Source organism: Marinobacter nauticus (genome assembly GCF_003634635.1).
Classification (GTDB): Bacteria; Pseudomonadota; Gammaproteobacteria; order Pseudomonadales; family Oleiphilaceae; genus Marinobacter; species Marinobacter nauticus.
This window is the reverse complement of record NZ_RBJB01000005.1, coordinates 58,412-70,424: the sequence shown is the minus strand read 5'-3', so window position 1 is coordinate 70,424 and position 12,013 is coordinate 58,412. Positions and strand designations below refer to the sequence as shown.

Below are 12,013 nucleotides of genomic sequence, written 5' to 3'. Positions count from 1 at the left end.
GCTTACAGCACCATGTGAACGCGGCCACTGGCCTTGAGCTCTTCAAACAATGCTTTGAGCTGATCTTCACCGGTCGCCACAATTTTCAGCTGAACCGAAGAAAACCGGCCCTTGCTGCTGTCGGTCACCGAGATGTCCGCTTCAGACAGTCCCGGGGCATGCTGCTCAACCACTTCCACCACAAATTCGGTGAAATCGGGCGCGGCGTTGCCAATCACCTTGATGACATAGTCACAGGGAAACTCGATTTTTGGTGCTTTCGGCTCAGTCATGCCGCACATTACTCCCGGCTAAGGCAAACAGCGCCTCAACCTCAGTTAAACAGTTGAACAAAAAACAGCTTGATGGCATCCCAGATGCGCTTGAACAAACCGCCTTCCGGCACTTCTGTGAGCGCCAGCACAGGCTCATCCACCAGGGTTTCACCGTCCAGAACCACACGAACACGGCCCAGCTCATCTCCCACCTTAATGGGCGCTTTTATCACGGAATCAAGGTCGACCACCGATTCCAGTTTCTCGCGGGAGCCACGGGGAATGGTGACATAGATATCCTCCGGCATGCCTACCGACACCTCATCCGCCTGACCGCCCCACACTCTGGACGCCATCAGCTCCTGACCGGCACGGAACAGCCGCTCGGTTTCAAAGTAGCGGAAGCCGTAGTTGAGCATTTTCTGCACTTCCTGGGCCCGGGCCTCAGAGCTGCTGGTTCCCATAACCGTAGCAATCAGCCGGGTCTCACCCCGCTTGGCCGATGCCACCAGGCAATAACCGGCCTCTTCCGTGTGCCCGGTTTTCAAACCATCAACGCTGTCATCCCGCCACAGCAAGCTGTTTCGGTTGGGTTGACGAATATTGTTGTAGGTGAAGTGCTTCTGCGCATACAGCGGGTAGTTTTCCGGGTAGTCCTGGATAATATGCCGTGCCAGGACCGCAAGATCGTAGGCGGTTGAGAAATGGTCTGCGGAGGGCAGGCCGGTGGCGTTTTCGAAGTGGGTATCTTTCATGCCCAGCAGTTGCGCCTGCTGGTTCATGATGTCCACGAAAGCCCCTTCACTGCCGGCCACAAACTCGGCCAACGCCACAGACGCATCGTTGCCAGACTGGATAATCACACCCTTGAGCAGATCCTCAACGGACACCAAGGTGCCCTCCTGCACGAAGGTTCGGGACCCCTCTGTGCGCCAGGCCTTGACACTGATAGGTACCATATCCGACATGGAGATACGGCCTTCATCCAGCTCGCGCTCGACAATATAGGCCGTCATCATTTTGGTCAGACTCGCCGGTGGCAAACGCTCATTGCTATTGTGCTCCATGATCACACGACCACTGAGCGGATCCATCAACACCCAGGAGCTACCGGCAATCTGCGGCGGAGACGGGATCAGTACCGCCTGCGCCGAGGCCTGCCCGCTCATCAGCAACAGGGAAAAAACCAGAAACAGTGTTCGAGTTACAGTCTTGAAAGCCATGGATAGTTTCATTCGTCGTCAGATGCTTGTCTTATGTTGGTTCTGAACTCAGTCGGTTCAGTGCGAATCGGTCAGTACAATGGACTGCCGGAACCCTCTGGATTCCAGAAGGTTCTGAGCGTAGCGCGCGTCGCCCTCGCTCTTGAATGGCCCCACCTGAACCCGATGGAACCGGCCATTATCAGTGGTGATCTCCCGGACTCTCACAGGATTATCCAGCACTCCCAGCAGACGCTCACGCATGGCCTCAGCCGGATCCCGCTGACTGAATGCGCCGAGCTGGACAAACAGCCCCTCACCGGCGGCCAGCTCTGTTGTTCCGGAAGCCTGTGAGGCAACCACTGGAGCCTGGCCAGCGGCATCAAACGGCTTGCCAGCCAGAAACATGGCGCCGTCCGGACGCACCGTAATAGCGGCCACTTCAACCCTGGCGGTACCACGGGATTGATAGTCGAGCTTCTTGGCCGCGGCATAGGACAGATCGATCAGCCGATCCCCGTGGAAGGGGCCGCGATCGTTCACACGGACAATCACCGAGCGGCCGTTGTCGAGATTGGTCACTCGCGCGTAACCCGGAATCCGAAGGGATTTGTGTGCCGCCGACATGGCATACATGTCGAACACTTCACCGTTGGAGGTCTTGTGGCCGTGAAATTTCTCGCCATACCAGCTCGCGGTGCCGCGCTGCACGTAGCCGTCGTTACTGTCCATCACATGATAGCGCTTGCCCCAGACCGTATAGGGCGACTTGTTGCCAGCCGTTCGCGGCTGCTCATAACGGGGTGTGGCATCGGCCAGGCCACTGGCGTCAAAGCTGCCCGAAGGAGCCCGATCCTGCTTAATGGTGTAGCGTGACGAGTGGTCAACTTCAGGACTGCTGGCACAGCCGGCCAGCAAGGCAGCTAAAGCCAGTGCGGGAATCCGTTTGTCAGAGACCTTGACCATGTCTGTTCACTACCCCAAAACCTGTGTATTGATACCGCCATTACTGACCAGCAACATTGTAACGGGTTCCCTTGTGTATACACCATTACCGGGCAGCCATCATTACTGGTTCAGGCGGTGATCATCCGGCGATGGGTGTGAATCGACATCAGCACGCCGAACGCCGCCATCAAAGTGACACTTGAGGTGCCGCCATAGCTGATCAACGGCAAAGGCACACCGACCACTGGCAACAGGCCGCTCACCATTCCGATGTTGACGAAGATATAGATAAAGAACGTCATCGTCAGCGCTCCGGCCACCAACCGGCTGAAGGAGTCCTGGGCGGTAACCGAGATATAGAGACAACGCAGAATAATCAGGAAGTACACCGTCAACAGCAGCAACATACCGATAAAACCGAACTCCTCTGCCAGCACCGCGACAATAAAGTCGGTGTGGCTTTCCGGCAAAAACTCCAGGTGTGACTGGGTACCCTGCAACCAGCCCTTGCCCTCCATACCGCCGGAACCGATCGCGGTTTTCGACTGGATAATGTTCCAGCCGGCTCCGAGCGGATCACTCTGAGGGTCCAACAGCGTCAATACCCGCTGCTTCTGATATTCCCGCACGACGAAGAACCACATCAGCGGGGCAGAAACCGAGACCATGGCGAGGAACGCGGCAATCAACTTCCAGCTGATACCGGCAAAAAACACCACGAAAATGCCGGCCATGCCGACCAGCAGGGAGGTACCGAGATCCGGTTGCTGGATGATCAGGAACATCGGCAGCAGAACGATCACCAACCCCGTCATCACCCTCGGGAAGGTCGGTGGCAGGTAATAGCGAGACAGATACCAGGCTGCCATCATCGGCACCACCAGCTTCATGAACTCGGAAGGCTGAAACCGGGGCAGGCCAGGCAACGCCAGCCAGCGTTGCGCCCCTTTGGCACCGACACCCACCAACAACACGGCGACCAGCCCGATCAGCCCCAAGCCGTAGAGCCAGGGCGCCCATCGGCGAAAGACCGCCGGATCCAACTGAGCGAATACGAACATCACCACAAAGGCAACGCCCAGGCGAATACCCTGTGCCTTGACCACATCAATATTCCGGTCAGCACCACTGTAAAGCACAAAAAGGCCGCCACCGACGAGCAACAACAGAAGCCCCAGGAGAATCGGGTCCAGATGCAACGCTGACCAGATACTGCGGTTGCGCCCCAGATCGCTGCCAGTCTGACTGCTCCACAATTTGCTGCCGGCCATCAGTTGTCTCCCCCGGCCGCGCTGGAATCGCTGATCACAGGTTCTGCCTGCTCCGCCGGAAACTCCTCCAGCCAGGCATCAAACAAGGCGCGGGCAACCGGAGCCGCGGCGCCGCTGCCACTGCCACCATTTTCAACGATAACCGCCACTGCGATCTTGGGGTCATCCGCTGGCGCAAACCCGACAAACAGCGCGTGGTCCCGAAGCCGTTCCCTTATCTGCTCTTCGTCGTACTCCTCATCCTGACCAAGACTGAATACCTGGGCCGTGCCGGTTTTACCGGCCATTCGGTAGCTTGCGCCTCGACCAGCGCTTCGACCCGTCCCCCGGGCACCATGCATCACTTCTTCCATGGTATCGACGACATATTCCCAATCGTCAGGATCCTTCAGTTCAAGCTGTTCATGCGTCTGCTCCGGCAGGAACTCCTCCACTGGACTGTCGCCGTGAACATCCTTAAGCAACCTGGGCTCAACCCAGGCTCCGCGATTGGCAATCAATGCTGTAGCCGTTGCCAGTTGCATGGGCGTTGCCAGCAAAAAACCCTGCCCAATGCTCATGTTGACTGAGTCTCCGGGATACCAGGGTTCATTTCTCACGGCCCTTTTCCAGTCTGCGGTCGGCAACAACCCGGTCAAAGCACCGGACACATCCAGGGTGGCATCCTCACCAAAGCCGAACCGGGCCAGATAGGAAGACATGACATCCACCCCCATATCAACGCCCACTGCGTAAAAGTAAACATCATTGGATCTCGCCATGGAGTACTTCAGATCCACCCAGCCATCGCCAGAGCGATTCCAGTTCCGAAAACGCCTCCCGCCCTCACGTAGCTGGAAGTATCCCGGGTCCCAGATTCTACGGTCTTTATCCGTTGCGCCGCTGTCCAGCGCTGCAACAGCCATCATGGGCTTGATGGTCGACGCAGGGGGGTACTGGCCCCGGAGCGCCCTGTTAAACAATGGCTTATCGATACTCTGACTCAATTCGCGATAATCATTGACGCTGATACCGGTCACAAACTTATTGGCATCGAAACCGGGCACACTGGCAAGCGCCAGGATCCCGCCGGTCTTGGGCTCGATAGCAATGATCGCACCTCGCCTGCCCTCCATCAGCTCATGCGCCCGACGCTGGAGCCGCAAATCAAGATGGAGCTGGAGGTCTTCGCCCGGAACAGGATTTACTCGCTCAAGCACCCGCAAGATCCGGCCACGGGCGTTGGTTTCTACATGCTGGTAGCCCACCTGACCGTGAAGCGCCTCCTCGTAGAAACGCTCAATGCCGGATTTGCCGATGTAGTTGGTCCCCGCGTAATTGACCGGATCGATACGCTGGAGTTCGTCGCGATTGATACGGCCGACAAACCCCAGGGCATGGGCGGTCAGCTCGCTATGGGGATAGTAGCGAACCAGTTCGGCCTCAACTTCCACCCCGGGAAACTGATGCCGGTGCACTGCCATGCGGGCAATTTCGGCTTCGTCGAGATCGTAACTCAGGGGGATCGCCTGGAACGGACGCCGCGGCTCCCGCAGTCGGCGCTGAAATCGTTCCAGATCTTCATCGGCAATACTCAGAATGTCGCTCAGGCGCGCCAGGGTTGCGTCCATATCGCCAACGCGCTCCGGCACCACCGTCAGGCTGAATACCGGGCGATTCTCCGCCAGCAGAACGTTATTCCGGTCGTACACCAGGCCTCGGGGTGGCGGTACCGACTGTACCTGAACCCGGTTTTTGTCAGACAGTGTGGTGTAGATCTCGTGCTCAACGATCTGCAACTGGTACATCCGCGCCAGCAACCCGGTCATCAGCACCAGGACGAACACCAGCATCACCATGGCCCGGCGCTGGAACAGCCGGCGCTCCGCTGCGGTATTTTTCAGTTCGCCCCAGACCATGTCTGTTCCTAGGCCCGGTGGTAAGGGTGGTTACGGGTGATGCTCCAGGCCCGGTAGAGTTGCTCGGCCAAGAGGATTCTCACCAGAGGGTGGGGCAAGGTAAGAGGCGACAGTGACCATTGCTGGTCCGCTCGCTGTCGACAGGCATCCGCCAGGCCGTCGGGGCCGCCGACCAGAAAAGCGACATCCCGGCCGTCCTGTTGCCAGTTTTCCAGCTGTGAGGCGAGTTTTTCCGTTGACCAGGGGCGCCCACCCACCTCCAGAGCCACCACGCGGTCACGGGCGCCTGCTGCAGACAGGATAGCGTCGCTTTCCCGCTGCATCAGCCGGGAGATGTCGGGATTTTTGCCCCGGTGGGCCATGGGGATTTCAGTCAGTTCAAGGGGCAACTCGGGCGGCATCCGGCGAGCGTAGTCGTTGTACCCCGCAGTGACCCAGTCGGGCATTTTCTGCCCCACACAGATCAGACGCAGGCGCATGACTACTCGCTGCCCGCAGCACCGAGATCCGGAGCATCACGCCAGAAGCGCTCCAGATCGTAGAACTCCCGGGTAGCAGGCATCATCACGTGAACAACCACGTCACCCAGATCAACCAGGATCCAGTCACTGCCGCCTTCACCTTCAACATTGGATGCACGTACACCCTGCTCTTTGGCCTCGATCACCACCGAATCCGCGAGGGATTTTACATGTCGGTTGGAGGTACCGGATGCCAGAACCATAAAATCGGTCACGCTGGTGCGGTCGCGAACATCAATCACACTGATGTCCTGAGCCTTGATATTTTCCAGTGCGTTAACGACCAGATCTTTCAGTTGTTCAGCCTGCATAATTACCCTGTAGTACGGGTACTGGCCGGTATGGCCACCCGATCAATGATATTCAGACGCGATTGTAGCATCAAAGACGCCTGTGAATAACTCCTATTGGCTTTCAACGGGCCGGGCACCGTAGAGCCCCCAGGCACGGATACTCTGGCATACGTCATCCGGGGTGAGGTAGCGTGGCGACCGACCCGCCGCGATACGCCGTCGAATACCCGTGGCGGAAATGTCCAGCAACGGCGGCGCCAGCTCCAGTACCAGGCCCGCCGGCCGCGAATGCAGCTCCGACGCTGAACCCACACAGCGCTCTGCTACCAGCTGCGCTGCCTCGCTGCCCACCGGCAGTTCCGAGCCGGGGCGGCGCACCACCACGATATGGGCAAGCCCGGGGATCTCCTGCCACTCGCGCCAGCGGTCAAACGATGAGAAAGCGTCGGTACCGACCACCATCACCAGAGGACAATCCGGCCCCAGCTCGGCCCGAAGCTGGCGCAATGTATCGGCGGTGTATGAGGCTCCGCCCCGGTGCACCTCCTGCTCGTCCAGCGCCAGCGCGGGTTCGCCGGCGATGGCCTGCCGGATCATCTCCAGACGCTGCGCTGAACTGGCTCCGGTGCTACCCCGATGCGGAGGGATATGGCTGGGCACCAGATGTACCCGGCTCACCTCCAGCGCCTCGGACACTTCCAGTGCCAGCCGGAGGTGACCGTGGTGAATCGGGTCAAAGGTACCGCCGTAGATCACATGCATGGTGTCAGGTCCGGATATGGCCGTCACCGAACACCACGTACTTCTGTGAGGTAAGCCCTTCCAGACCGACCGGCCCACGGGCATGGATCTTATCGGTGGAAATACCAATCTCAGCGCCCAGGCCATACTCGAAGCCATCAGCAAAACGGGTTGAGGCATTGACCATGACAGAGCTGGAATCCACCTCCGTCAGGAACCGACGGGCACGGGTGTAGTTTTCGGTGATAATGCTGTCGGTGTGCTGGGAGCTGTAGCGATTGATATGCTCAATGGCACCATCCAGTCCGTCAACCACCTTCACCGCCAGAATGGGGGCAAGGTATTCCGCGTGCCAGTCTTCCTCAGTGGCTTCGACAATATCTCCGAGAATGGCACAGGTGCGCCGGCACCCCCGCAACTCCACGGTTTTGCTTCGGAACTGTTCCGCCAGCAGCGGCAACAAGTCCTCCGCCACCTCGTCATCAACCAGCAGGGTTTCCATGGTATTGCAGGTCCCGTAACGCTGGGTTTTGGCATTAACCGCTACCTTCAGCGCCTTCTCCGGGTCGGCATGGCTGTCGATGTAAACATGACACACACCATCCAGATGCTTGATTACCGGCACGCGGGCGTCCCGACTGATACGCTCGATCAGGCCCTTACCGCCGCGAGGAACAATCACATCCACGAACTGAGGCATGGTAATCAGCTCACCCACAGCGGCCCTGTCGGTAGTGCTGACCACCTGGACTGCAGTTTCCGGCAACCCCGCCTCGCTCAGACCCTGTTTGAGACAACGGGCAATGGCCTGGTTGGAGTGGATCGCCTCGGAGCCGCCACGCAGAATGGTCGCGTTGCCGGATTTCAGGCACAGACTGGCAGCCTCGACCGTGACATTGGGCCGCGACTCGTAAATGATACCGATTACCCCCAGCGGCACCCGCATCTTGCCTACCTGAATACCCGACGGGCGATAGGTCATATCGGTAATCACACCCACCGGGTCCGGGAGCGCAGCCACCTGGCGCAAACCCTCAATCATGGCATCGATGCGCTGAGAGGTAAGCTCCAGGCGATCCAGCATGGCACTGTCGAGTCCGTTTTCCCGGCCACGCTCCAGATCCTTGCTGTTAGCCGTGGCAAGCTCGGATCTGGCGGCGTCCAGGGCGGCGGCGGTGGCCAGAAGTGCCTGATTCCGCACGGCAGTGGAGGACCGAGCGACTTCCCGGGAAGCGGCCCTGGCCTGCTGGCCGAGCTCCGTCATGTAGGCTGCTACATCCATTGATTTACCCTTAATTCTGCAAGCTGATTCCAAAACGGGAGGGTTACTTTACCTTTCCCGTTTCAAGTCCGCACCCCAAACGACTATTATAGCGCTGCACAGGTTCAAATGGATGCGCCAGCAAAGGACAGACTCAATGCCCCAAACCGCCGAAAAATTTCTTCCCGGCAAGTTTTCCCGCAGCGGGTTTATTGCCTTTGGCCTGACCACCGGGTTCTGTCTGTTCATGGGGGAACTGCTGGCGGCAGTGGCAGCGGCAGCTGCAGCTGGTCTTTGCCTGGCGGGCACCCATCAGGGCAAAGCACATCAAAACGCCCCCTGGCCACAATTACGGGCATTCTTTCTGACAGCCCTCGTTCTGGCTCTCGCATCGGCCATCTGGCTGGGCCCCTGGCCACTCAGCCACTGGCTCTATGCCCTGCCGCTGGTACTGTTCGCCATGGCGCCGGTCTACCTGGCAGCCATTGTTACTGTCATCTTCATTTTCTTGGTGCTAGCCGGAACCCAGTGGGCGATAGCCCTCCCGGACCGGCACCAGATGATGACGGCACTGGTACTGACCACGCTCCTCGGGGCCATTCTGGTGTTCATGCGCGAGTACAAATCCCGGCAGCTTGCGCCCCTGCGCCGTACCGATGAGCTTACCCAGGCAGCCAGCCGGGAATACCTGTCAGCTGACCTGCACAAGGAAATACAGCGCAGCGAGCGGGAAGGCACCAACATGTCGGTGATGATGATCGGGCTGGATACTCACCTGAGCGACGTCGATCCGGACGAAGACATTCGCGCGATTCTGCCACGCATCGGCCGCTACCTGCACTCTCAGCTTCGGGATTTCGATACCTATTACCGGGTGGCCGACCTTCAGTTTCTGGTGATTCTCCCCGGCGCCAATACTGCCGAGGCAGCCCGCACTGCAGAACAGGTTCGCCGCGGCCTGTGCACGCTGATGGATTCGCACGGCCTTAAGCTTACGGTCAGTACCGGCGTGGCCGGGCTCAATATCGGCGACGATGCCGACAGCCTGCAACAGAGCGTTGCCAACGCCCTGCGGCGCGCCCAACAGCAGGGCGGTAACCGGACCCAGACCTACAGCAACCCGGTACCCCCAGAGGCCAGCGGACTAACTGAACCTTCCGGCAGGGAGGCAACGCAATGACCGAGACCCGACTCCGAACCTGGACCCACGCCTTTGGCTACGGCCTGGCGGCGCTGTTCACCGCCGCGCTGGCACTGCAGAACCTGCGTTACGGCTTTTACCAGCTGTTCTATCTGGCCCTGGCCATGACCGCCTTACTGGTTGCCGGCCTGGTCTATACCTGGCTATGCCGTCGCCAGCAGCTCTCCGCGCCCGGCCACCTGGTCATTCTCGCCGGCCTTAACAGTGGTCTGGTTGCAGCGGTACTGACAATGGATGCCCCGGGCATCAGCCACTGGGCCATGCCTTTGCTTTCGCTGAACCTGCTGATTTTGCCCCTGCGGCATGGACTAATGCTCTCAGCGATGCTGCTGGTGCCGGTGCTGGCTGTCACCTGGCTGTCGACATCCATAGACACTGCCCTGATGACGACAGCCGGCTTTATAGCACTGCTGGCAGTGACCGCCCTGTATATCTGGCACTACGACCATATGGCGCAATCGGCCCAGGATCTTGCCATTACCGACCCCGCCACCGGAGCCCATAACGCCCGTTTTCTGGATGAGACACTGCAGAAGGAAATCAGTCGTGCCATTGCCACCGGCCACCCATTGTCGGTCGTCAGTCTGAACATCGACCATGCCGACGAAATTCGCGACCTGCACGGCAAGGCCGGCCTGCAAACGCTGCTGCGCGACGTCACAGGTACCCTGTTTGAAATCATCCGGGCCGGGGATTCGCTCTACAGCATCAACGGCTCGGAGTTTTTCCTGATCCTGCCGTTTACGCCGGAGGAAGGGGTCCGGGTCATCGCAGAGCGCATTCGCAGAACCCTCAGCGAACATGACTGGGCCCAGGTTGGCAAGATCTCGGTCAGCCTCGGCTGCACCACCCGGGGCAACGGCGACACCAGCACCCATTCATTGCGTGACCGCGCCGTCACCGCCATGCTCGAAGCGCGGAAGCGGGGAGCGGCTTCTGCCTGGTTCAGCCCGGGAGAGCCCGTCAAGGCATGACCGCGACCTGGCTCACCGACGTTACTTCCTGGGTCGCCGCCAATCCGGGCTGGCTGATTGCCGCCCTGTTCCTGACCGCGCTGATAGAATCGCTGGCGGTGGCCGGCATCATCGTGCCCGGAGTGGCTTTACTGTTCGCATTTGCCGCGCTCGCTGGCAAGAGCGGCCTGCCCCTGTCCGACGCCCTGCTGTGGGCCGGCCTTGGCGCCGTGGCGGGGGATGCGATCAGCTTCGCCATCGGCCGCCTGTTCAAGGGGCGTCTGAATACCGTCTGGCCATTCAGTCGATACCCGGGGCTCATTGCCCGCGGAGAGAGCTTTTTTCGCGCCCACGGAGGAAAAAGCGTGGTCATTGGCCGTTTCGTTGGGCCGATACGCCCGGTCATTCCACTGATTGCCGGTGCGCTGACCATGTCGTGGCAGCGCTTTCTCACCTTCAATCTGCTATCAGCCACGGGCTGGGCCCTGGTGTATATCCTGCCGGGATTTTTCGTAGGCTCGGCTATGGGCAGCGAGATCAAACCCCCACCCCATTTCTATCTGGTACTTGCGATCAGTGGTGCGGCGCTGGTGGTTGTCTATCTGATTGTTTTGCGGATTCGGCTCGGCGTTGGTGAAGGGAGCTGGCTCTATCAATGGCTGGAATCCCGGATGAGTCAATACGACGCAACACACCGGTTCTGGCGTCTGTACAGCAGCGAGCGGCCGGCTCAGCAGGGGGAATTTCCTCTGCCCTCACTGCTAATGACAGCCACCTCGCTAGCATTGTTTCTTGGGCTGGCACAGTTGGTCGGAGTCAGTGATGAGCTGGCCTTTATGAACCAGCAAGTGCTGCAATGGTTCGGCGCTCTGCGCCAACCCCTGCTGGATCTTCCGATGGTAGCGTTCACCTTGCTGGGAGATCCCCCGGTCCTGTTCGCTGCCGCCGTGTTTGCCGTTCTGTTGCTGGCGTTCCGGGGCTACTACGCAGCCGCCATTCATATTGCCACTGCAGCAGCCATCACCGGGATCAGCGTTTGGCTGCTGAAAGCAGGTATCGGCATCAGCCGGCCAGATCAGGTGCTCTCGGCACCAAGCTCCGGCGCTTACCCCAGTGGGCATACGGCCGGTATGACCGTGCTGGTTACCCTGGCAGCCAGCTTCGTCGCGGGCGAAAACCGCAAACACCAGCGCTGGCAACATTACCTGTTTCTGTCACTACCCTTGCTGCCGGTAGCCCTGAGCCGACTGTATCTCGGCGTGCACTGGTTCACGGATGTGCTTGGAGGCCTGTTTCTGGGGCTCGCGATCACCGGTGCGACACGGGCCAGTTACAGCCGATATGACAGGGTGGCGCTGAGCCCGGACAGCTTGACCTGGGCCGCCGGAATCGGCTGGCTGGCTTTCGTGGCCATGTACATGATGGGTAACTGGGAAACTGCCGTGGTGAGTTACGCACCCCAGCTATAAC

The 12,013-nt window shown here is 59.5% G+C and carries 12 protein-coding genes; 3 read left to right on the top strand and 9 right to left on the bottom strand.

The genetic code is table 11. From position 1 onward, the window contains the following. Window positions 1–2: 2 nt before the first annotated feature. The 9 genes from C7436_RS15320 to C7436_RS15280 all read right to left on the bottom strand — a co-directional run bounded on the left by C7436_RS15320 (window position 3) and on the right by C7436_RS15280 (window position 8,410). Window positions 3–281 carry an HP0495 family protein gene (locus tag C7436_RS15320; protein WP_370257471.1) on the bottom strand — a complete coding sequence of 93 codons (279 nt, stop codon included), beginning with the start codon at window positions 279–281 and terminating at the stop codon, window positions 3–5. Window positions 282–313: 32 nt separating this feature from the next. Beyond that, the gene (locus C7436_RS15315) at window positions 314–1,477 is read right to left on the bottom strand and encodes a D-alanyl-D-alanine carboxypeptidase family protein (protein ID WP_370257472.1); all 1,164 of its coding nucleotides are present in this window, start codon (window positions 1,475–1,477) and stop codon (window positions 314–316) included. 57 nt (window positions 1,478–1,534) lie between these two features. Beyond that, a complete protein-coding gene (locus C7436_RS15310; protein ID WP_121208368.1) occupies window positions 1,535–2,422 on the bottom strand; it encodes a septal ring lytic transglycosylase RlpA family protein in 888 nt (295 codons plus the stop codon). A 110-nt stretch (window positions 2,423–2,532) separates the two neighbouring features. Further along, window positions 2,533–3,675: a rod shape-determining protein RodA gene (gene rodA / locus C7436_RS15305; RefSeq protein WP_121208367.1), complete on the bottom strand. Its 1,143-nt coding sequence runs from the start codon at window positions 3,673–3,675 to the stop codon at window positions 2,533–2,535. Beyond that, on the bottom strand, window positions 3,675–5,573 hold the full coding sequence (gene mrdA, locus C7436_RS15300) for a penicillin-binding protein 2 (RefSeq protein WP_023008895.1): 1,899 nt from the start codon (window positions 5,571–5,573) through the stop codon (window positions 3,675–3,677). The genes rodA and mrdA overlap by 1 nt, the downstream gene beginning before the upstream one ends. Before the next feature lie 8 nt (window positions 5,574–5,581). Continuing rightward, complete coding sequence (rlmH, locus tag C7436_RS15295) at window positions 5,582–6,052, bottom strand: 23S rRNA (pseudouridine(1915)-N(3))-methyltransferase RlmH (protein ID WP_014420663.1); 471 nt, start codon at window positions 6,050–6,052, stop codon at window positions 5,582–5,584. A gap of 2 nt (window positions 6,053–6,054) precedes the next feature. Further along, window positions 6,055–6,405: a ribosome silencing factor gene (gene rsfS / locus C7436_RS15290; protein ID WP_011785874.1), complete on the bottom strand. Its 351-nt coding sequence runs from the start codon at window positions 6,403–6,405 to the stop codon at window positions 6,055–6,057. A gap of 93 nt (window positions 6,406–6,498) precedes the next feature. Beyond that, window positions 6,499–7,149 (bottom strand): nicotinate-nucleotide adenylyltransferase, encoded by a 651-nt coding sequence (gene nadD / locus C7436_RS15285; protein WP_121208366.1) that lies wholly within the window; start codon window positions 7,147–7,149, stop codon window positions 6,499–6,501. Window positions 7,150–7,153: 4 nt separating this feature from the next. Further along, window positions 7,154–8,410 carry a glutamate-5-semialdehyde dehydrogenase gene (locus C7436_RS15280; protein ID WP_011785876.1) on the bottom strand — a complete coding sequence of 419 codons (1,257 nt, stop codon included), beginning with the start codon at window positions 8,408–8,410 and terminating at the stop codon, window positions 7,154–7,156. Between the two features lie 136 nt (window positions 8,411–8,546). Here C7436_RS15280 and C7436_RS15275 point away from each other — a divergent pair, with 136 nt between their 5' ends. The 3 genes from C7436_RS15275 to C7436_RS15265 are packed head-to-tail and all read left to right on the top strand — an operon-like array spanning window position 8,547 to window position 12,012. Next, window positions 8,547–9,569, top strand: coding sequence for a GGDEF domain-containing protein (locus C7436_RS15275; protein WP_041656405.1), 1,023 nt, complete (start codon window positions 8,547–8,549; stop codon window positions 9,567–9,569). Continuing rightward, window positions 9,566–10,564 carry a GGDEF domain-containing protein gene (locus C7436_RS15270; protein ID WP_121208365.1) on the top strand — a complete coding sequence of 333 codons (999 nt, stop codon included), beginning with the start codon at window positions 9,566–9,568 and terminating at the stop codon, window positions 10,562–10,564. Before C7436_RS15275 ends, C7436_RS15270 begins: the two co-directional genes overlap by 4 nt. Continuing rightward, window positions 10,561–12,012 carry a bifunctional DedA family/phosphatase PAP2 family protein gene (locus tag C7436_RS15265; protein ID WP_121208364.1) on the top strand — a complete coding sequence of 484 codons (1,452 nt, stop codon included), beginning with the start codon at window positions 10,561–10,563 and terminating at the stop codon, window positions 12,010–12,012. Before C7436_RS15270 ends, C7436_RS15265 begins: the two co-directional genes overlap by 4 nt. The last annotated feature ends 1 nt before the right edge of the window (window position 12,013 follow it).